The following is a 20,979-nucleotide window of genomic DNA, read 5'->3' on the forward strand; positions in this document are numbered from 1 at the left end:
TCATGTTTTTCTCTCTCCCTCTTTCCTCTCCCCCCCCCTCCCCCCCCCCCCCCCCCCCCCCCCCCCCCCCCCCCCCCCCCCCCCCCCCCCCCCCCCCCCCCCCCCCCCCCCCCCTGGGCCGGCCGGACAGGAACGGACTGCTGGTCAGACCCGCAGCCACACCGCCGTGTCCGGCGGAAGCAGACCGTCCGGGGTCAGCGGGCCGCTCCCGAGGAGCAGGCGCTCGTACGGAGGGAGGGCCACGGGCCCCTCGGCGAGGCTGACGACGCAGACCAGACCGTGAGGCCGCGCGAAGGCGAGCACGCCGTCCTCGGCGGGCAGCCAGGTCAGCGGACCGTCACCGAATCCGGCGTCGGACCGGCGCAGCAGGAGGGCCTCCCGGTAGAGCGCGAGCATCGAGTCCGGGTCGGTGCTCTGCCGGTCGACCGCGTAGCGGTCCCACCCCTCGGGCTGGGGCAGCCACGGTTCGGCGGACCCGCCGAAGCCGGCGTACGGGGCGTCGGCGTTCCAGGGCAGCGGGACACGGCAGCCGTCGCGGCCGGGGTCCGTACCGCCGGAGCGGAAGAACATCGGGTCCTGAACGCGGTCGCGCGGGATGTCGGCCTCGGGGAGACCCAGTTCCTCACCCTGGTAGACGTACACGGAGCCGGGCAGGGCGAGGGTGAGCAGGGCGGCGGCGCGGGCGCGGCGGGTGCCGAGCACCAGGTCGGTGGGGGTGCCGAAGCTCTTCGTGGCGAAGTCGAAGGCGGTGTCGGCGCGGCCGTACCGGGTCACGGTGCGGGTGACGTCGTGGTTGCAGAGCACCCAGGTCGCCGGGGCGCCGACGGGGGCGTGCTCGGCGAGGGTGTCGTCGATGGTCCGGCGCAGCCGTTCGGGGTCCCAGGGGCAGGCCAGGAAGTTGAAGTTGAAGGCCGTGTGGAGCTCGTCCGGGCGGAGGTAGCGGGCGAAGCGCTCGGAGTCCGGGAGCCAGACCTCCCCGACGAAGACGCCCCCGTACTCGTCGGCTATGGCGCGCCAGGAACGGTAGATGTCGTGCAGTTCGTCCTGGTCGATGTACGGGTGGGGGTCGACGCCCTCGACGAAGTCGCCGAGCTCCGGGTCCTTGGCGAGCAGCGCCGCCGAGTCGATCCGTACGCCCGCCACTCCCCGTTCGAACCAGAAGCGGAGGACGTCCTCGTGCTCCTCGCGGACCTCGGGGTGAGCCCAGTTGAGGTCGGGCTGCTCGGGGGTGAAGAGGTGGAGGTACCACTCGCCGTCCGCGACGCGGGTCCACGTCTGGCCGGAGAACTGGGAGGGCCAGGTGTTCGGCGGGAGTTCCCCGTTCTCGCCGCGCCCGGGCCGGAAATGGAACCGTGCGCGCTCGGGACTGCCGGGTCCGGCGGAGAGCGCCGCGCGGAACCAGGCGTGCTGGTCGGAGACGTGGTTGGGGACGATGTCCACGATGACCCTGATGCCGAGTTCGGCTGCCTCGGAGATCAGCTTCTCCGCCTCGGCGAGGGTGCCGAAGGAGGGGTCGATCGTGCGGTAGTCGGCGACGTCGTAGCCGCCGTCCACCAGCGGAGAGAGGTACCACGGCGTGAACCAGACGGCGTCGACTCCGAGTTCCGCGAGGTAGGGCAGTCTCGCCCGGACCCCCGCGAGGTCCCCGGTCCCGTCGCCGTCTCCGTCGGCGAAGCTCCTGGGGTACACCTGGTAGATCACGGCGTCGCGCCACCAGTCGTCGGTGCGGGGCGAGTGAGGGGCTGCCACGTGACGGTCCTTTCGGGCAGATCGGGGTCTTCGCCGCCGGCCCGCTGGCTGCGGGGCGTCGGACGGGCCGACGGCGAAGGCTTGGTGGTGAGGGGTACGGGCGGGGGCGGGGGCCGGGACGGCGAGGCCTCTGAGGCCGGGGGCCGAGGGCCGAGGCCGGTGGCCAGTGGCCAGTGGCCGGTGGCCGAGGGCCAGTGGCCGGTGGCCGGTGGCCGAGGGCCGAGGGCCGAGGGCCAGTGGCCCGTGGCCGAGGGCTGGTGGCCCGTGGCCGAGGGCTGGTGGCCCGTGGCCGAGGGCTGGTGGCCCGTGGCCGAGGGCTGGTGGCCGGGGCCCAGTGGCCCGTGGCCGAGGGCTGGTGGCCCGTGGCCGAGGGCTGGTGGCCGGGGCCCAGTGGCCCGTGGCCGAGGGCTGGTGGCCGAGGGCCGGTGGCCCAGCGGCCGAGGGCCGATGGCCCGGCCGTGCGATGCACGGCCTGGGGGTCTCCGGGGCCGGGCGCCCCGGACATGCGGCCCCCGGCCGCGCGGCGCTCGGCCCCGTGGGACGTCCGGGTCGGGGGCGGCGCCCGCCGGTTCAGCCTTTGAGGCCGCCGGCGGTGAGACCGCTCATGATGTTGCGCTGGAAGATCAGGAAGATGAGCAGCGTCGGCACGGACGCGATGGTGAGGGCGGCGATGAGGACGTTCACCGGGACGCCGGTCGAGAGGGAGTAGATCCCCACGTTGAGCGTCTGTTTGGTGGGGTCGGGCAGGGTGAGCATCGGCCAGAGGAAGTCCTTCCAGACGCCGACGACCGCGAAGATGGACACGACGCCGAGGATCGGCCGGGAGATCGGCAGCACGATGGAGCGCAGGACGCGCAGCGGGCTCGCGCCGTCCATGGCCGCGGCGTCGAGCAGTTCCTTGGGGATCGAGTCGAAGAACCGCTTGAGCAGGAAGATGTTGAAGGCGTTGGTGACCGCCGGCAGCCAGATCGCCCACGGCGTGTTGAGCAGGTTGCGCTCCACGACGGGCACGTCGAGCACGGTCAGGTACTGCGGGACGACCAGGACGGTCGCCGGGATCATCAGCGTCACGAGCATGCCGCCGAGGATCGCCTTGCCGAGGACCGGGCGCAGTTTGGAGAGCGAGTACGCGGCGGCGACGTCGAGGACGAGCTGGAAGGCGAGGGCGCCGAAGGCGTAGTAGAGGGTGTTGAAGAGGAGGGTGGAGAGGTCCATGACCTCCCAGGCCCGGGAGTAGTTCTCGGGGGCGAAGGATTCCGGTATGAGGGTCGGCGGGGTGCGGACGACTTCCTGGGTGTCCTTGAACCCGCTGGACAGCATCCAGTAGAGGGGGCCGAGGAAGACCAGGCTGAAGCCGCCGACGACGAGCGCGAAGGTCAGCCGGTAGAGGGCCTTGGCGCGGGGCCGCGCGAGCTGCGCGGGCGAGATGAGTGTGCGGGTGGACATGCGTGCTCTCCCCGTTCCTACGCGTCCTCGGCGCGGCTGAGCTTCACGTACACGGCCGAGAACCCGGCCAGGAGTACGAGCAGGAGCAGGCCGAGCGCCGCCGCGGCACCGTAGTCGTTGAAGTTGAAGGCGTACTGGTAGATCAGGTGGACGACGGTCGTGGTCGAGCCCTCGGGGCCGGCGCCGCCGGTGAGCAGGAACGGTTCGACGAAGACCTGCATGGTCGCGATGACCTGCATGAGCAGCATCAGCGACAGGATCAGCCGGGTCTGCGGGATGGTGACGTGCCAGATCTTGCGGAACAGCCCGGCGCCGTCGAGTTCGGCCGCCTCGTACAGCTCGCCGGGGATGCCCTGGAGGGCGGCGAGGTAGATGAGTGCCGCGCCGCCCATGTTCATCCAGGTCGAGGCGATGACGACGGAGAGCATCGACAGGTCGGGGTCCTGCAGCCACTGCTGTTCGGGCAGGTGGAGGAAGCGCAGCAGCTCGTTGAGGAGTCCGTAGCCGGGGTCGTACAGGTACTTGAAGAGGAGTACGGAGGCGACCGGCGGCAGCATCACCGGCAGGTAGACGAGGAGCCTGAGGTAGCCCTGGCCGTGGTGGAACTCGTTGATGACGATCGCGACGGCGAACGGGACCGCGAAGCCGAGGATCAGCGCGAGGACGGTGAACAGGAGGGTGTTGCGCCAGGCCTGCCAGAACGCCGGGTCGCCGACGACGGTGGCGAGGTTGTCCAGTCCGACCCAGCTCGTCTGCCCGCCCTCGGTCTTCTGGAACGCGAGGAGGAACTCGCGGACCATCGGGTACCAGGAGAACACGGCGAAGCAGAGGACCGCGCCGATGAGGAATCCGTGGGCCGTCAGATTGCGCTTCAGGCTCTTGGCGAACCGGCCGGCGGGTGGCGGCGCGGAGGCCGCCGTGCGCGGGGGTGAGTGACGGGGCGTTCCCGTCGTGCTCGGGGTCAGGCTGGGCGCCGACATCGTCGCTCCTTGGTGCTGGTCTGCCGGATCGAGTGCCCGGCGGGGGCGGGCCGGGGGCGGGGAGGCGCGTGCCCGGCCCGCCCCTGCCGGGAGGGCGTCACTAGTGGGAGAGGACCTGGTTGACCTGCGTCTCGGCGGTGGCGAGCAGCTTGTCGATGTCGGCGTCCTTGTTGGTGAGGATCCCCGACATCACGTTGTCCAGGACCTTGTAGACCTCCTGCGCCTTCGGCGGCTCGGCCTTGCCGGCGACGGGGTTGTCCATGAAGGTCTTGAAGTTGGCGACGGGCATCGTCGCGTTCTGGAGGCGCGCGGCGTCGTCCTTCGCCTTGGACTCGCCGAGCCAGAAGTTGGGCTGCGGGACGCCGACGGGGAGGCCGTCGGCCTTGGTGCGGGCCCAGTCGAACTGGCCCTTGCCGACGGAGAGGTTCTTGAAGTTGAGCCAGGCGACCGCGGCCTTGATCTTGTCGCCGGAGATGCCCTTCTTGATCATGTAGTTGTTGCCGCCGGCCAGGGTGTTCTTGGCGCCGGGGATCGGGCCCATGCCGAAGTTCTCGTATTTCGCGCCGAGTTGCTGGACCATGTACGCGATGTCGTCGGGAGCGGCGAGGAACATGCCGAGCTTGTCCGTGGCGATCTGCTTCTGCAGGTCGCCCCACTGGAGCAGCTGGGTCTTGCCCATGCTGTCGTCCTCCCAGCGCATGGCGTGGAGGTTCTTCGCGACCTGCTTGCCGAGGTCGTTGTTGAACGCGGCCTTCTTGCCACTGGCGTCGACGACCTCACCGCCGACGCTGTACATCTGCGCGGTGAAGTGCCAGCCGCCGGTGTTGCCCGCGCTGTACTCGCCGAAGCCGGAGATGCCGTTGCCGAGGGCGGCGATCTTCTTGGCGGCGGCGCGGACCTCGTCCCAGGTGCGCGGCGGGGCGTCGGGGTCCAGCCCGGCGTCCTTGAAGAGCTTGCGGTTGACGAGCAGGCCCATGGTGTAGTTGCTGGTGGGCAGGCCGTACAGCTTGCCGTCGTGCTTGAGTGAGCCGAGGACGTTCGGGTCGATGTCCTTGAGGAGCGGGACGGTCTTGTCGGTGACGTACGCGCTGATGTCCGCCGCGCCGTCGTTGTCGAGCACCTGCGGCAGGTCCGTGAAGTACGTGTAGAACACGTCGGGCTGCGACTTGGCCTTGAGCATGGCCGTGAACCGCGGCGGCTCCAGACACTGGCCGGGGGTGGACCGCCCCTCGATGGTGACGTTCGGGTACGTCTTGTTGAACGCGGCGACGTCCTCCTTCCACTCCTTCAGCTCGGCCGCCTTCGCCGCCGGCGGCATGCAGTCGATCGTCAGCGTCACCTTGGTCTTCGGGTCCAGCGGGGCGGCGGGATCGACCGACCCGCCGCCTTCGGAACCGCCGCCGCCGTTGTCACTGCTGCTCGTGCCACATGCGGCGAGCGCCGTCAGCGTCACCGCGGATACGAGCGCCACCGCGCCGGCGCGACGGGTACGGCGGAACCGAGCACTTCTCATGGGTGGTCCCCTTCGGGCAAGTACGTGGAGGTGGCCCCACCGCCGGTGCGTTGTGGGGCGCGGCACACTCAACCACCCCCAACAAGTGAACGCAAGGTATCGCGCTGTTTTCGTAATTTCCTGACAGCCGACGGCATCCCCGGTGCGGACCACAGCTCACGAACAGGACACACCGGACGGCGACAGTCTCCCCAAGTCGCCCCGGACACGGCCCCGCCAGCCCCTTCGCGCCATCGGACGACGTCTGCTCCCGCGGCAAACAAACGGCGGGGGCTCCTGACGAGCCCCCGCCTCAAGCGCCAGCGATGCTTACCCTCACTTGCGTATAACGATCAGGAATTTGCGTACTCCACTGTCAGCGGACTGGCCACCACACACCGCGCCCTGCCCTCGGCCGCCGGCAGGGACGCCGTCACGCGCGCGTATCCCCGCATGAACGCGGCACCGCCCGCCTCGGCGTGCCGGGCGTCGAGCGCCGCGAGCAAATCGTGTACGCCGTAACGGTTCGGCGCGGGGCCCGATGGGGGCTGGACGGCGTCGCTGTCGGCCCACAACCCCCGTACGACATCCCCGGCGGCGCTGGCCTCCATGAACTCGTCGCCGCCGCTGTTCATGGACTCCCTCTCCAGCTCAGGCCCCTCCACACTCACCGGCACACGACCGAGCATGTGGGCGACAGACCCATGCATCAGCAGCCGGCACCCCACTTCCCGCTCGTGGTCCGGCTCCTCCCCCGGCGCCGGATCGACGAACAGCACCATCGTCCGGTACGCGCCCCGCAGGGTCACCCACCGCAACGGCGCCTCGAACCAGACCCACTGCCCGGCGCGCAGCCCCTCCTCGCCGAACCACAACGCCCGCTCCCGCAGATGCCGGTCCACCTGCTGCAAGCGCCTCAGCCGGTCACGCTCGCCGTCGGGCCCGCCCCGCTCCACGTCGACCCCGCCCACCGGCGTGGTCAGCCGAATGGCAGCCGGCTTGCCGAACCGGCCGGGCTCCGGCAGAAACTGACGCAGCTTGCCGTCCGACACGTACACGAACTCGCGCATCCCCACCCCCGTGGAAGTCCTGTCGTCCCTCCCATCCTGCCACTGCCCCTCCCGCGACAACCGCTTGTCTACGATGCGCCCATGACGATCCCCGGTCCGGACCAGCCCCGCATACGTGTCCTGTACGACGCGACGCGCAGTGACCTGCGCGACCCCACGCGCCCGCGTCCCGTGCGTCTGTACCTGTGGGAGCCGGGTGGCCCGTCGGCGTCACCCGCGCCGCTCGTCGTGGTGTCCCACGGCACCGGCGGCTCGGGCGGGGACATGGGGTGGCTGGCGCACCCGCTGCGCGAGGCCGGGTTCCGGGTGGTGGCGCTCGACCACCATGGCAACAACCACGTGGACGGGTACGAGCCCGAGGGCTTCGCGCACGTGTGGCACAGGCCGCTCGACGTGTCGTTCGCGCTCGACGTGCTCGGCGGGGAGCAGCCGCTCGGCCCTGTGGGGGCGGCCGGGTTCTCGCTCGGCGGCTACACGGTCGCGGCGCTCGCGGGGGCGCGCGTGGATCCGGACGTCCTGCGGGCCGTGCTCGGCGGGGCCGTACCGATCCCGGACGTCCCCGAGTTCCCCGGGCTCTTGGAGGCGCTCCGCGAGAAGTACCCGGACGAAGAGTCCTCGCGGCGCGTGCTGGAAGGCGCCGACGCGGACCTCACCGATCGGCGGGTGCGTGCCGTGTTCCAGGTCGCGCCGGGTGTGGGCGGCTTCGTCACGCCGGCGAGCCTGGCGACCGTGCGGGTGCCCGTCGGGATCCGGTGGGGCGGTGCGGACACGGTGAATCCGTACGAGGTCGACACGGCGCCCTATCTCGACCACATCCCGACGGCGACGGGCGAGTCGGCGGGCCCGGAGGTCCGCCACGACGACTTCTTCTCCCCCGAGCCCGCCGATCCGGACGTCCGGCACCGGGTCGGGCGGGAGGCGGCCGCGTTCTTCCTCGCGCATCTCAGCTGACGCTCCGAGTGAGCCGCCGGACGCACGCGAGCGCTCCGGACGACCCGAGGGGTCGGACGGAGCGCTCGGTGTGAGGAGGGTGCGGTGCGTCAGTTGGCGGCGAGGAGCTGCAGGGTGTCGATGACGCGGTTGGAGAAGCCCCACTCGTTGTCGTACCAGGCGACGACCTTGACGTGGCGGCCTTCGACGCGGGTGAGGGCCGAGTCGAAGATCGACGAGTGCGGGTTGCCGACGATGTCGGCGGAGACCAGCGCGTCCTCCGAGTACTCCAGGACACCGGCCAGCGGGCCTTCGGCCGCGGTGCGGTAGGCCGCGAGGACGTCCTCGACGGTCACGTCGCGGGCGACGGTCGTGTTGAGCTCGACGATCGAGCCGACCGGGACGGGCACGCGGATCGAGTCGCCGGACAGCTTGCCGTCCAGGTTCGGCAGGACGAGGCCGATGGCCTTCGCGGCGCCGGTGGAGGTCGGAACGATGTTCACGCCGGCGGCGCGGGCGCGGCGCGGGTCGCGGTGCGGGCCGTCCTGCAGGTTCTGCTCCTGCGTGTAGGCGTGGACCGTCGTCATGAAGCCGTGCTCGATTCCGGCGAGGTCGTCGAGGACCTTCGCGAGGGGCGCGAGCGCGTTGGTCGTGCAGGAGGCGTTCGAGACGATCGTGTGCAGCTCGGCGTCGTACGCGTCGGTGTTCACGCCGTAGGCGAGGGTGACGTCGGCACCGTCGGCCGGCGCGCTGACGAGCACGCGCTTGGCGCCCGCGTCGATGTGCGCCCGGGCGGCCTTGGAGGAGGTGAAGCGGCCGGTCGACTCGAGAACGATGTCGACGCCGAGCTCGGCCCAGGGGAGGTCCGCCGGCTCGCGCTCCGCCAGCACCTTGATGCGGCGGCCGTCGACGACGAGGGTGTCGCCGTCGACGCTCACCGGACGGCCGAGGCGACCCGAGGTCGTGTCGAAGGCGAGGAGCCGGGCGAGGGTGGCGGGCTCGGTCAGGTCGTTGATGGCGACGACCTCGAGGTCGGTCCCCCGCTCCAGCAGCGCGCGCAGCACGTTGCGTCCGATGCGGCCGAATCCGTTGATGGCGATGCGAGTCATGACTGTGTCCCTTCGGTCCCTTCGCGTTCGCCACCCATCGTGCTCCGCTGGATCATCCGGTGACAGCGGCGGGATCGCCATGGTCCGCAAGTATCGCGCCAAGGTCATTCCAGGGCGCCACGCATCGACGCGTCCCGTCCCGCTACTCGCCGTGGGCGAACGTGCGCCGGTACTCGCTCGGTGTGGTGCCGAGGATCCGCTGGAAGTGGAGCCGGAGGTTCGCGCCGGTGCCGAGGCCCGTGTCGGCGGCGATCTGCTCGACCCCCCGCTCGGAGCGTTCGAGGAGTTCACGGGCCATGTCGATGCGCGCGCGCATGATCCACTGCATCGGGGTGTAGCCGGTGTCCTCGGCGAACCGCCGGGAGAAGGTGCGCGCGGACACCGCCGCGTGCCGGGCGAGGATCTCCAGGGTGAGGGGCTCGTCCAGGCGGTGCAGGGCCCATTCGCGGGTGGCGGCGAACCGCTCGCCGAGCGGTTCGGGCACGCTGCGGGGCACGTACTGGGCCTGGCCGCCGCTGCGGTAGGGGGCGGCGACGAGCCGGCGGGCGGCGTGGTTCGAGACCGCGATGCCGAACTCGGCGCGCAGGATGTGCAGGCACAGGTCGATGCCCGAGGCGGCGCCGGCGGAGGTCAGGACGCTGCCCTCGTCGACGAAGAGCACGTTCTCGTCGACGCGGACGAGGGGGCGCTGCGCCGCGAGCGCCCGCGTGTAGTGCCAGTGGGTGGTGGCCCGCTTGCCGTCGAGCAGTCCCGTGGCGGCGAGCGCGAAGGCGCCCGTCGAGATCGCGGCGAGCTTCGCGCCGCGCGCGTGGGCGGCGATCAGCGCCTCGACGACCGCCGCCGGCGGGTCCTCGCGGTCCGGAAACCGGTAGCCGGGTACGAAGACGATGTCGGCCCATGCGAGTGCGTCGAGACCGTGGGCGACCTGGTACGCGAGGCCGTCGCCGCCCGCCACGACGCCGGGTTCCGCGCCGCACACGCGGACTTCGCACGGCATGCTGGCGCGCGTGGTGAAGACCTGCGCGGGAATGCCCACGTCGAGCGGCTTCGCGCCTTCCAGGACGAGAACGGCGACACGGAGCAGACGAGAGGGAGGCACGGACAAGAGCCTACGCACCGGAGCGCGCCGCCAGGCCCGCCCGGGGTGTCGTGCGCGTCACGACGACACCCCGGCCGGACCCCGTTTCACCTGCGGTGTCCGCCGGTCCGGCGGACCGTGGCTCTACAGGTTGTCCTACAGGTTGTCCTACAGGTACGGACGGGTGATCAGTTCGATCGCGTGCCCCGCGGGGTCCTTGAAGTAGACGCCGCGGCCGCCGTGCTCGGTGTTCGTCTCGCCGGGGCGGCGCATCTGCGGGTCGGCCCAGTGCTCGACGTCGCCGTCGCACAGCCGCTGGTACGCCCGGTCGAAGAGCTCGTCGTCGACCATGAACGCGTAGTGCTGCATTTGGATCTCCACCGGCGGCTCGGCGAACTGGATGAGCACGCCGTCGGAGAGCTGGATGTTGATGAACGGGCCCCAGGACGGTGCCTCGGGGAGCTCCAGGAGATCGCGGAAGAACTTCGCCGACTCGTGGCGGTCCTTGGCAGCGATGATGGTGTGGTTGAACGTGACGGTCATAGGGGTGGCCTCGCTTGTGTTCGACACGGAATAGGACTCGTAGTGCGTGAGCACTAGGAGGTCCGCGTGCCGAACCGAGGGGGTGCCTTGCGCGCACCCTGGGGGCGATCAGCCCTCCACCGGATAGCCCGTCTGTGCATGGCGATTCGCCGGTCCGGTGTTCATACGTGCGACGCTACTTGATCGAAACGGGGGAGGGCAAGCGCGGCCGGCGGACCGTCCGCCCCTGTCCCCTCCCCCGGTACGTCACTTGAGGCCGTCGAGCACCTGCTCCGCCCTCCGCTTGTACTCGGCCGCCTCCGGCCCTTCGTACAGGCCGAGTTCGACGATGTACGCGCTCACGCGGTCGATGCCGTCCTCCACGCGGCCGAGCTCCTGCTCCGTCCAGGCCGCGTAGACCAGGCACTGGGAGCGCTCGCCGAGTGCGTCGGTGCCGAAGCCGGCGTAGATGCCGGCCGCGCGGTCGAAGAGGACGACGATCTGCTCGCGGGTCGCACGCGCTTGGGCGGACGCCCCTTCGTCTTCCGCCTCGTCCGCGTCCGCGTCCTCGTCCGCGTCCGCGTCCGCGTCCTCGCCTTCCGGCAGGGAGTCCTGGAGGAGGCGGGCGAGCTGCTGCCAGGTCTGCGCCTGCTCGTAGCGCAGGGCGGGCTCGTCGGAGTCGGCGACGACCGACGCGGCCTGCTCCATGAGGGCACGCGCGCGTGCCTGACCGGCCTCCTCGTCCTCGTCGTCGGCGGCCAGCCAGGCCAGCGAACGCAGCAGCCGTGCCTCGGCCGTCGGGTTGTCGCCCACCCGCCGCCACAGCTCCAGGGCGCGTTCGTAGGCGGCCGCGGCCTCGTCGGGCATCCGCGAGGCGGCGAGGGCCTCGCCGGCGGAGTGGGCGAACCCGGCCTCGTACACGGGCTCGTCCCAGCCCTTGGCGGTCTCGGCGGCAAGCAGGTACTGCTCGGCCGCGCCGCGCGGGTCGTTCAGTTCCCGCAGGAGGCCGCCGAGGAGTTCTCTGGCCCGTACGCCGTCCGCCTCGCTGAGCTCCAGGAGGTCGGGCAGGGCGGACGCGAGCACCTCGGCCGCTTCGACGGTCCGGTCGGCGGCCGCGTAGCAGCGGGCGAGGAGCAGCCGCGCCTGGGCACCCGCCGTGTCGGCGTGTCCGGCCTGGTCGAGCCAGTGCGTCGCGTCGAGTGCGTGCGAGGCGGCTTCCTGGGCCGCGTCGCCGCCCTGGCGGAGGAGGACGTCCGCGAGCGTGAGCCGGACGCCCGCCTGTTCGGTCGCGTCGGTGAGCTCGGCGGCGTGGTCGAGGGCGGCGCGGGCCGCGGACTCGGCCTCGGTGAGTTCGCCACGCGCGGCGAGGACGCTCGCCCGGAGGGCCAGGGGTTCCACCGCGTCCCAGGGCTGTCCCGCGGCGAGCAGCCGGTCCGCCGCCGAGGCGAGCAGGGGCGCCGCCCCGTCGAGGTCGTTCTCCCCGAGGAGCATTCTGGCCAGGGTCACTTCGCTGTCGGCGATGAGGTCGGCGATGCTGCTCGGCCCGCCGGTGCGGGCGATGGGCGTGTCGCCGTGCTCCGCGACGAGGCGTGCGAACGCGGCCGCGAGCTGCGCGTGGTCCGGGCGCGGCGCGGTCTCGTCCGTGGCGCGCTCGGTCAGGTGCGCCTCGATGCGGAGGGTGGTGAGTTCGGCGCCGAGGAGGCGTCGGGTGCGCTCCGGGTCCGTCGCGTCCAGCGCCTGGGCCGCCTCAGCCGCGGCGGCGATGAGGGCGCGGACCTCGGTGGGTTCGGCCTCGCGCTGGGCCGCGGCCCCGGCGGCGGCGAGCGCGGCGTGGGCCGCGCGGCTGAGCCGGCCGGCCGCGCGGTAGGCCGCGGCGGCTTCGGCGTACAGCTCGCCGGCCGCCGGGTCTCCGGCCTGCGCGGCGGTCATGGCCCGGTGGGCGAGCAGGTCGGCGGCGAGGACGGGGTCGGCGAGCAGGGCTTCGGCCGTCTCGCTCTCCCCGGTCGCGGCGAGCCCGGCGCCGGTCGTCTCGGCCTCGCCGGTCGCGGCGAGTGCGGCCACCCGGGTCCACAGGGCGTCGGCGCCGGGGTGCCCCTGCTGGCGGGCCGCGCGGGCGCGTTCGACGAGGGTGGGGAGGTCGGTCTCGGCCTGGTCCGGTCCGGAGCCGGGGGTGGCGGTGGGGTCGGGTGCGCCGCTGTCCGTCTCGGTGCGGCGGACGGGGGCGGGCGCGGGCGGCAGGTTCGCGCTGCGTACGCCCAGGGGGAGGGCGTCGGTCAGGGGCCGGCGTGCGATGCGGTCGACGAGGCGCTGGGAGACGAGGGTCGTGCCGTTGCGGGCGTCGAAGCGGGCGGCGATGTCGGTGGCCTCGGTGTGGAGGAGCTCGTACAGCTCCTGCACGGTGCGGTGCTCGCCGGCGTAGGCGACGGTGGGCCGGTCGCCGTGGCCGAGTTCGGTGAGGCGGCGCAGCAGGACGAGGACGCCGCCGGAGAACTCCATCTGGGACTCGACGTCGGCGAGCGCGCCGAGGTGGGCGGCGTGTTCGGCGAGGATCTCCAGGCCGCGGGACTCGTTGCCGGTGAGGGCGCAGAACTCGATGTGCTCGCCGACGGAGCGGAGGAGGCTGTCCTTGCCGCGGGCCATGCGGTAGCCGCGGAGGTGGTAGGAGCGGGCCTCGTCGGTGCGGCCGAGGCGGGCGAGCGGGAGCAGGGCGTGGGCGAGCACCCGGTGGGGCTCCTCCATGCAGGACATGCCGTCGGTGAGGACTGGCTGCCAGACCTCGATCGCCTTGGCGTCGTCGCCCTTGCGGGCCCAGTACCAGCCCTGGGTGTTGATCTCGCAGGCGTGGCAGTCGCTCATGGCGTCGCGCTCGGCGGCGGCCCAGCCGGTGATGGCGCGCTCGGTCCTGGCCTCGTCGCCGATGGCGTCGGCGAGGTGGAACTCGGCCTGCCGGACGGCTCGTTCGCTGTAGCCGGCGAGCCGGTAGCGGCGCTCCATGTCGGTGAGCCAGCCGTCCACGGCGGTGAGCGGGATCTCGGGCGACTCGACGATCCGTCCGGCGACCCACTTGAAGCGCCAGAACAGGCGGTGGACCTCGTGGGAGGTGAAGGAGCCGGGGTCGCGGTCGTATTCCTGGAGCAGCCGGGCGAAGGGCACGACCATCTTGGTGCGTTCGGCGCTGTACTCGTAGGCCTCGATGAGGCAGACGAGCGCGGCGCGGAAGAGCTGTCGGTCGCCGGTGGCCTCGGCGGCGGCGCCGAGCGTCTCGGCGTGGACGTTGCGCGCGGCGCCGTAGGGCGCGCGGGCGTTGTCGGCGAGGCCGCGGCGGATCTCCTCGGGGGTCATCGTGGTCACGACTGGTTCTCCTGGGCGTTCGTGGCGGCGGTGGGGTGGGTGGCCCATTCCAGGAGCCCGAGGAAGGCCCGGTTGAGCAGGGTGGAGTCGGCGGGGCGCAGGGGACGCTGGGACATGAGGAGGGCCTGGCCGTAGAGCGATTCGACGGCGGTGCCGGTGAGTTCCGCGTCGGGCAGGGCCGCGATCCTTCGGATCAGCGGGTTGTTGTGGTTGAGGACGAGCCGGGCCCGGGGCGCCGAGCCGCGCAGGGAGCCGAGGATGTCGCTCCAGAGCGAGTCGGCGTTCTCCTGGGCGGTGGCCCGGTCGCGTTCCTGGCGGGCCTGGCGGTCGTCGAGGTAGAGCGCGGGGACGCCCACCGGCTGGAAGGCGCGGAGCACGACGTCGCAGCCGTGCGGGTCGAGGCGGGTGCGGGCGGTGGCGAGGAAGGTGGCGAGGGCCAGTTCGGCGGTGGTCGGCACCGGGTCGAGGCGGTCGGTGACGGCGCCGGCGTCGAGTTCGGTGACCTTGATCCCGGGGCGGACGGTGGGGAGCAGGGCGAGCAGTTCGGCGTCGTAGGTGTAGCCGGCGTTGACGACGCCGAGGCCGTGGGCGGCGGCGATGGGGGCGATCTGCCGGAATTCCTCGACGGTCCTGGTGAAGTGGATCTCGCTGTGGGCGGCGGCGAACTCCTCGAGGCCGAGGTCTCCGTCGCTGGTCTCGAAGGGGAGCCAGGGCAGCATGAGCTCGAAGAGCTCGGCGTCGTGGCGGGCGAGGGACTTCACGCCGAGGTGGTGGACGCGCAGGAAGGCGGCGAGTCGCTGGGGGTCGCCGGCGGCGAGTTCGGCGAGCCACTGCCGGATGCGGGCGCCGAGCGCCTCGCGTACGGCGGCGAGGGTCTCGTCGTCGTACAGGTTCTCGCGGGAGGCGGTGGGCCGCAGGGTGTCGGTGTCCACGACGGCCCGTACGAAGAAGGCCCATTCGGGCAGCAGGTTGCTCGCGTGGTCGGTGAGCAGCATGCCCTTGAGGTAGGTGCGGTGTCCGGCCCGGTGGGCGGGGCTGGTCGGCTCGGGGAGCACGTAGGCCACGCCGCGCACGCCGGCGACCGGGAGGTCGAGGTCGATGGTGTCGAGCGGGGTGAATCCGAAGACCTTGGCGCAGTGGCCCGCGAGCGCCACCCGGCGGGAGGCGGGGGTGGGGTAGGGGCGGTCCCAGACGGCGGGCCGGTCGGTGACCGGGCGCTCGACGTCGTCGGGGCCGGCGAAGGTGATGTCGTACGGGAGGAGGGAGCCGAAGTCGCGGGCCAGTTCCTCGACGCGCGAGGGTTCCGTCCACTCCCCCACCCCGGGGCGTGCCTCCAGGTGGACGGTGGTGCCGGGCTCGGGGCGGGCTTCGTCGGGCAGGGTCCGTACCGTGTAGGAGCCGTCGTCGGAGGCGAGCCATTCCACGGGGGCGGCCCACGGGGTGCGTGCGGAGCGGGTGACGACCCTGATGCGTCGTGCCACGACGAAGCAGGCGAGCAGGCCGATGCCGAACTGGCCGAGGAACTCGCGCCGGGCGGACTCCAGGCCGTGCTCGCCGCCGCGCTTGGAGCTGCGGCCGATGGTGGCGAGGAGGGTGTGGACCTCGTCTGCGGTCAGTCCGATGCCGCTGTCCTCGATGGACACGGTGCCGCCTGCGGCGTGGAGGCGGATGCGGATCTCGGCCATCGGGTCGAGGGCCTGGCGGGCGGTGACGGCGTCCACGGCGTTCTGCAGGAGCTCCCGGACGTACACCCGGGGGCTGGAGTAGAGGTGGTGGGACAGCAGGTCGACGAGGCCGCGGAGATCGACCTGGAAGGTACTTGTGTCCGGCGTCTTCTCTTCGTCCGGGGTCGCGGAAGTCATGGTGCATCACCTCGTGAGCGCAGGTTGGGACAAGCGACCTCGAGGACCCCCCCCCTCATAGATCGCGAACGGAACACAGCCTAGATGCGCGCACTGACAAGTGCTCCTGAGATATGCGGGCCCGGTGTTCAGGCGTTCGTCGTGGTCCGGGCCTCGCGCAGGGCCGTGTGGACGGACCAGACGACGGAGACGAGGGGTACGGCGACGACGGCGCCGACGATGCCGGCGGCGATCGATCCGGCGATGACCGAAAGGGCCACCACGAGGGGGTGCAGCCGTACGGCCCAGCTCATGACGAGCGGGTGGAGCAGATGGCCCTCGATCTGGCCGATCACCACGATCAGGGCGATGACGATGGCCGCCACGAGCGGCCCCTGGGAGGCGAGCGCGACCACGGCGGCGATGGCGAGGGCGATCGGGGAGCCGATCAGCGGTACGAAGGCGGCGAGGAATTCGAGGAGGGCGAGCGGGACGGCGAGCGGCACCCCGAGGAGCCACAGGGCGATGCCGACGAGCACCGCGTTGGTGGCGGCGACCAGGACGATCCCGTGGGTGTAGCCGGTGAAGGTGCGCCAGGCGGCGCGCCCGCCGGTGCCGACCCGGGCGCGTACGGATTCCGGCAGCTGTTCCTGGAACCAGGCCCACTGGCGGTCGCCCGAGTACACGAAGAAGACGGTGCAGAACAGTGCCAGGGCGAGCGTGGTGAGGACGGCGACGATGTGGTGGGCGCCGCTCACGGCCGTGCTGAGGAGGTCCGAGCGGTGGCTGGAGAGGAAGTCGCCGATCCGTGTCTGGAGGCCGGCGAGCGCCCCGGGGTCGAGGTGGAACGGCGGCCTTTCCAGCCAGTGCTCGATGCGGCCGATCCCCTCCCGGAACTCGCGCACCAGCGTGGTCCGCTCGCCGTTCACCGCCTCGCCCACCAGGGCGAGCACGCCGAGGACCAGGGCGATGCTGCCGATCAGGGTGAGGGCGACGGCGAGCGGCCGGGGCAGGCCGCGGGCGACCAGGTCGGCGACGGGGCGCAGGAGCGCCGTGAGCACCAGGCCGAGGAAGACGGCCACGCCGATCTCGTGGAAGCGGCCGAGCACCGCGAACAGGCTGTAGACGAGCAGGCCGACGACGAGGATCCGCCACGCGTAGGCGGCGGCCGTGCGGAGGAAGGGGGTCACCGGCGGGGGTGTGCCTGGCTGCATGGCGTACGAGGTACCACCCGTGGCCCGCCGGGCCACGCCACGGCGCCGACATTCCCCCGACCGGGGCCCGCCCCCGGCCGGGTGCTCCGGAGGCGGGGGCGGGCTCGGGGCGGGTCAGGGGTCAGAGTGCGGGGCCGGGGATCTGCTGTGCCTTGGTGTTGCGGTCCCATCCGGAGAAGAGGCCGCTGTCGGTGCAGTAGGTGCAGCCGGGGCCGAAGAACATGCCGCGGGCGTTCTCGTCGCCGAGGAGCCAGAAGCGGAGCCAGGCGGTGGTGGGGGCGCGGAAGTTCCCGCCGTCCCCGATGGAGCTGAGGTGGCCCGCGCCGCGGATCTCGCCGTACACGGAGGGCACGTGGTCGGAGTCGCGGTGGAAGGCCTTGACGAGGGCGGGCCAGACGGTGAGGTCGTTCTGGCCGGCCAGGTAGAAGACGGGTTCGTCCATGAGGTCGGGGTCGGCCAGTGGTCCGGGCTGGATGGGGACGGCGGTGTCGACGCGCGGGTCGATGGCGGCGTTGATGGCGGCGGCGCCGCCCTGCGAGTGGCCGGCCGAGGCGATGTGTTCGAGGTCGACCTTGCGGTAGAAGCGGCTTCCGCTGTCCGCGTTGCGGTGTTCGAGGACGTCGATGCCGGCGCGCATGCTGAGGGCGAAGTTGGAGGTGGGCGTGTTGGCGGCGGCGACGATGAAGCCCTGGCTCGCCCAGTGCCGCAGGAGCGAGCTGTAGATGCCGGGGACGGCGCCGGTGCCGTTGCCCCAGATGACGACGGGGTGCAGTTCGCCGCGCTGCCCCATGTTCTTCGGGTAGTAGAAGGTGTGCACCGCCTCGATGTCGACCTCCACCTCGTAGGGGCCGGGCGCGCCCCAGTCGGTGCCGACCGACGGGATCGTGCCGGTGGTCTCCTCGGCCGCGCCGGCGGTGCCCGGCGCCGCGTACACGGCCGTCATGACGGCGAGCAGCAGGCCGCCCAGTGCGCGGCCCCATTTCCCTGACATAGGAACTCCTTTACGGATCCGGCACGTTGCGCGTCCTCGCAAGCGTGACCAGCGCCATGATCGGGGTCCCCGGATCGCGTGTCTGTCCGCAGGAGCCCAGACCTGCCGGGGCCGTGTTGGGCGTCTGCACAAGCCGGGGGTACGGCGGCCAGGGCCGGAATGGTGACGTCCGGATCTCGTGGGCCCGCGTCAGGAACCGATCCCGCTCGTTGGCACTCATGATCCATACCGAACGAACGCTCCGAAGAAGCAGAGGAATCACCGTGCCCCTGTCGTCCCGCCGTCGTCTGGCCGCCGGCACCACCCTGGTCGCCGCCCTCGTCGCCGGTCTCGCCCCGACCGCCCAGGCCTTCGCCGCCTCCCCCGCGCCCGCCACGCCCGCCGCGGCCGTCCGCTCGGCGGCGCCCGCCGTTCCCGCCCCCGACATGGAGGGCGTGGTCGCCGCGCTGAACTCGGCGATGGCCAACGGCGCGCCGGGGGCGATGGCCCGTTTCGTCGGCCCCGGTGGCGTGCAGAGCCGGACCGCCGGTGTCCAGGACCGGGTGGCGGGCACGCCCATGGACATCCACTCGCGTTTCCGGATCGGCAGCGTCAGCAAGACGTTCACCACCGTCGTCCTCCTCCAGCTGGTCCAGGAGGGGAAGGTCGCGCTCGACGCGCCCGTGAACGACTACCTGCCGGGCCTGCTCCCCGACAACCGCATCACGGTCCGTCACCTCCTCACCCACCGCAGCGGTCTGGCGGACTACACCAACGCGATGTTCAACGACACCGTGCCGGGCTTCGAGGCCGTACGGAACCGGGTGTTCAGCTACCAGGAGCTCGTCGACCTGTCCCTGAGCGAGCCCCGCACGACCGAGCCGGGCGTGTCGTACAAGTACTCGAACGCCAACTTCGTGGTGGTCGGCATGATCATCGAGAAGCTCACGGGCCGGCCGGTGGCCGACGCGTACAAGCAGCGCATCTTCAAGCCGCTGAAGCTGCGCAACACCTCGTACGTCCACCCCGACGCGCAGATCAAGGGCCTGCACGTGCGCGGCTATCTGCACCCCGACGCGGCGGGCGACCCGCTCGTCGACTCCACGGAGCAGACCGTGTCCTGGGCGCAGACCGCCGGGGCCGTCATCTCCACGCCCGCCGACCTGAACACCTTCACCAGCGCCCTGATGCGCGGCCGGCTGCTCTCCCCGGCGATGATGGAGGCCATGACCACGGTCACCCCGACGGACACCACGAACACCCGGTTCTACGGGCTCGGGCTGCGTCGCTACGACCTGTCGTGCGGGACCCAGGTGTTCGGCCACACCGGCACCGTGCAGGGCTTCTACACGTACACCTTCGCGACCCGTGACGGCCGGCGCGCCCTCTCGGCCATGGCCAACACCTCGAACCACGGCGTCGCGAACACGGCACTCGGCGGCACCCTCGAGGCCGCGTTCTGCGGCAAGAAGCCGGCCCCGACGGCGTCCGCGCGCGTGGCCTCGCCGTCCGCCCCCGCCCTCACCTCGCGTCCGGCGGAGCGGGACCTGCCCGAGCGCCACTGAGGCCCTGAGCGGGCCCCGGCTCAGGCCTCGTACTCGCTGAGGTCGATGGCGTAGAGGCGCAGGGGCACGTCGAAGACCGGGTGGTTCAGCTCGCGCTCGGCGGTCAGGCCGAGCTTTCCGATGACGTTCTCGGAAGCGACGTTGCTGATGTGCGCGAGGGCGATCACCCGGTCGAGCCCACGGTCCTGGAGTGCGAACTCCAGGACCGCGTGGGTCGCCTCGGAGGCGTACCCCTGCCCCCAGAACTGCCGGCCGAGGCGCCAGCTGATCTCCACCTCCGCCGCCAGCTCCGGCACCTCGGGCACGGAGAGACCGGCGAGGCCGATCAGCTCGCCGGACCCGATGAGCTCCACGGCGAAGACGCCGAAGCCCTCGTCGTCCCACTCCTCCTCGTACCGCTCGATGTCCCCGGCGGTCTCGTCCAGGTCCCGCACCGAGCCGTCGCCGATCCAGCGCATCACCTCACGGTCCGCGTTGATCTCGGCCAGGGGGACAAGGTCGTCGTCGCTCCAGCGCCGGAGGATGAGACGAGGGGTACGAATTTCGGTCATGCCCCCATCCTGACGCACGCGCCGCCCCTCCCCCGCCACCGGCCCTTCGGCCAGGGACCTCGGCCCTCGGCCGGGGAGTCACGCTCCCGCGGGCGCCCCGGTGAGATCCACCGGGTCGGTGTTGGCTCCGCAGAGCACCACGCAGACCTTCTCGCCCGGTTCCGGCCGGTAGCCGCCGGTCCCCGGGGCGGCCCCGTCCGGCGTGGCGAGAGCGGCCAGCGCGGTCGCGGCGGCGTGTTCGACGGCGAGACGGCGGTCGTCCCACAGGGCCCGGCGGGCCCGGACTATCGCGGCGTCGGGGACGAGGACGGTCCGCACCCCGTCCTGCTGCGCCGCGCGCAGCGCGGTGGCGGAGACCCGGGGCGCGCCGAGCGAGTCGGCCGCGACCGAGTCGATGGTGACGTCGACCGGCTCGCCGGCCCGGAGCGCCGCGTCGAGGGCACGGCAGTTCTCCGGTTCGACGGCGACGGTGCGCAGGCCGTGGTGCCGGGCGGCCGTGGCGACGCCGGCGAACAGGCCGCCGCCGCCGACCGAGAGGACCACGGTGTCCAGGTCGGGTACCGTCCGCAGGATCTCGTCGAGCAGGGTGCCGGCGCCCGCGACGACCAGCGGGTCGTCGTAGGCGTGGGAGGCCAGCGCGCCGGTCTCGGCGGCGAACGCCCGCGAGGCCGCGAGCGCCCCGGCGTATCCGGGTCCGACCAGGCGCACGTCCGCGCCGTACGCGAGGAGCTTGTCGACCTTCACCTTCGGCGCGGTGGGTGGCAGGAACACGGTGGCGGGCACGCCCTGGCTGCGGGCGGCCCAGGCGCAGGCGAGGCCGGCGTTGCCACCGGAGGCGATCGTGACTCCGCTGTCGGGGAGGGTGCCCTCCTCCCGGTGCGCGAGCAGGAAGTTCTGCGCGCCGCGCGCCTTGAAGGAGCCGGCGTGCTGCATGAGTTCAAGGGCGAGGTGGAGCTCGTACGGCTCGTCGCCCGTGTCGGCGGGGGCGACGGTGACCGGGCGGATGTGTCCGCCGATCCGGTCGGCGGCGGTCCTGATGTCGTCGTACGTGAGGGTGTACACCTGCGACTCCTTGCGGGGGCGGGACGGCAGCGGGGAGGACACACCGGGA

The 20,979-nt window shown here is 72.2% G+C and carries 16 protein-coding genes; 2 read left to right on the top strand and 14 right to left on the bottom strand.

Translation table 11 applies throughout. The features are described 5' to 3' along the window. Window positions 1-144: 144 nt before the first annotated feature. The 5 genes from ACZ7G1_RS15785 to ACZ7G1_RS15805 form a co-directional block, all read right to left on the bottom strand. Window positions 145-1,749: a glycoside hydrolase family 13 protein gene (locus ACZ7G1_RS15785; RefSeq protein ID WP_470881186.1), complete on the bottom strand. Its 1,605-nt coding sequence runs from the start codon at window positions 1,747-1,749 to the stop codon at window positions 145-147. A gap of 570 nt (window positions 1,750-2,319) precedes the next feature. Then, on the bottom strand, window positions 2,320-3,195 hold the full coding sequence (locus tag ACZ7G1_RS15790; RefSeq protein WP_470881188.1) for a carbohydrate ABC transporter permease: 876 nt from the start codon (window positions 3,193-3,195) through the stop codon (window positions 2,320-2,322). Window positions 3,196-3,212: 17 nt separating this feature from the next. After that, window positions 3,213-4,175 carry a carbohydrate ABC transporter permease gene (locus ACZ7G1_RS15795; RefSeq protein ID WP_470881190.1) on the bottom strand — a complete coding sequence of 321 codons (963 nt, stop codon included), beginning with the start codon at window positions 4,173-4,175 and terminating at the stop codon, window positions 3,213-3,215. A gap of 100 nt (window positions 4,176-4,275) precedes the next feature. Beyond that, on the bottom strand, window positions 4,276-5,688 hold the full coding sequence (locus tag ACZ7G1_RS15800) for an extracellular solute-binding protein (protein WP_470881191.1): 1,413 nt from the start codon (window positions 5,686-5,688) through the stop codon (window positions 4,276-4,278). A gap of 332 nt (window positions 5,689-6,020) precedes the next feature. Continuing rightward, window positions 6,021-6,737, bottom strand: coding sequence for an SAVMC3_10250 family protein (locus ACZ7G1_RS15805; RefSeq protein WP_470881193.1), 717 nt, complete (start codon window positions 6,735-6,737; stop codon window positions 6,021-6,023). Between the two features lie 81 nt (window positions 6,738-6,818). Between ACZ7G1_RS15805 and ACZ7G1_RS15810 the strand changes: the two genes are divergently transcribed. Next, window positions 6,819-7,688: an alpha/beta hydrolase family protein gene (locus ACZ7G1_RS15810; protein ID WP_470881195.1), complete on the top strand. Its 870-nt coding sequence runs from the start codon at window positions 6,819-6,821 to the stop codon at window positions 7,686-7,688. Between the two features lie 89 nt (window positions 7,689-7,777). Here the strand turns inward: ACZ7G1_RS15810 and gap are convergent, their stop codons facing one another. The 7 genes from gap to ACZ7G1_RS15845 form a co-directional block, all read right to left on the bottom strand. Beyond that, the gene (gene gap / locus ACZ7G1_RS15815) at window positions 7,778-8,776 is read right to left on the bottom strand and encodes a type I glyceraldehyde-3-phosphate dehydrogenase (protein ID WP_470881197.1); all 999 of its coding nucleotides are present in this window, start codon (window positions 8,774-8,776) and stop codon (window positions 7,778-7,780) included. A gap of 142 nt (window positions 8,777-8,918) precedes the next feature. Beyond that, a complete protein-coding gene (locus ACZ7G1_RS15820) occupies window positions 8,919-9,875 on the bottom strand; it encodes a GlxA family transcriptional regulator (RefSeq protein WP_470881198.1) in 957 nt (318 codons plus the stop codon). A 147-nt stretch (window positions 9,876-10,022) separates the two neighbouring features. Then, window positions 10,023-10,397, bottom strand: a complete 375-nt coding sequence (locus ACZ7G1_RS15825; protein ID WP_470881200.1) for a VOC family protein — start codon at window positions 10,395-10,397, stop codon at window positions 10,023-10,025. Between the two features lie 246 nt (window positions 10,398-10,643). Next, the gene (locus ACZ7G1_RS15830; protein WP_470881201.1) at window positions 10,644-13,727 is read right to left on the bottom strand and encodes a tetratricopeptide repeat protein; all 3,084 of its coding nucleotides are present in this window, start codon (window positions 13,725-13,727) and stop codon (window positions 10,644-10,646) included. After that, a complete protein-coding gene (locus ACZ7G1_RS15835; RefSeq protein WP_470881203.1) occupies window positions 13,724-15,589 on the bottom strand; it encodes an HSP90 family protein in 1,866 nt (621 codons plus the stop codon). The genes ACZ7G1_RS15830 and ACZ7G1_RS15835 overlap by 4 nt, the downstream gene beginning before the upstream one ends. Before the next feature lie 128 nt (window positions 15,590-15,717). Then, window positions 15,718-16,782, bottom strand: a complete 1,065-nt coding sequence (locus tag ACZ7G1_RS15840) for an AI-2E family transporter (protein ID WP_470881205.1) — start codon at window positions 16,780-16,782, stop codon at window positions 15,718-15,720. 121 nt (window positions 16,783-16,903) lie between these two features. Next, on the bottom strand, window positions 16,904-17,773 hold the full coding sequence (locus tag ACZ7G1_RS15845; RefSeq protein WP_470881206.1) for a poly(ethylene terephthalate) hydrolase family protein: 870 nt from the start codon (window positions 17,771-17,773) through the stop codon (window positions 16,904-16,906). Window positions 17,774-18,036: 263 nt separating this feature from the next. Here ACZ7G1_RS15845 and ACZ7G1_RS15850 point away from each other — a divergent pair, with 263 nt between their 5' ends. Further along, window positions 18,037-19,317, top strand: coding sequence for a serine hydrolase domain-containing protein (locus ACZ7G1_RS15850; protein WP_470881208.1), 1,281 nt, complete (start codon window positions 18,037-18,039; stop codon window positions 19,315-19,317). 20 nt (window positions 19,318-19,337) lie between these two features. Here the strand turns inward: ACZ7G1_RS15850 and ACZ7G1_RS15855 are convergent, their stop codons facing one another. Beyond that, window positions 19,338-19,868: a GNAT family N-acetyltransferase gene (locus ACZ7G1_RS15855; RefSeq protein WP_470881210.1), complete on the bottom strand. Its 531-nt coding sequence runs from the start codon at window positions 19,866-19,868 to the stop codon at window positions 19,338-19,340. A 78-nt stretch (window positions 19,869-19,946) separates the two neighbouring features. Beyond that, window positions 19,947-20,930, bottom strand: a complete 984-nt coding sequence (locus tag ACZ7G1_RS15860) for a threonine/serine dehydratase (RefSeq protein ID WP_470881212.1) — start codon at window positions 20,928-20,930, stop codon at window positions 19,947-19,949. Window positions 20,931-20,979: the final 49 nt, after the last annotated feature.

Source organism: Streptomyces sp. NPDC037273, assembly GCF_055603625.1.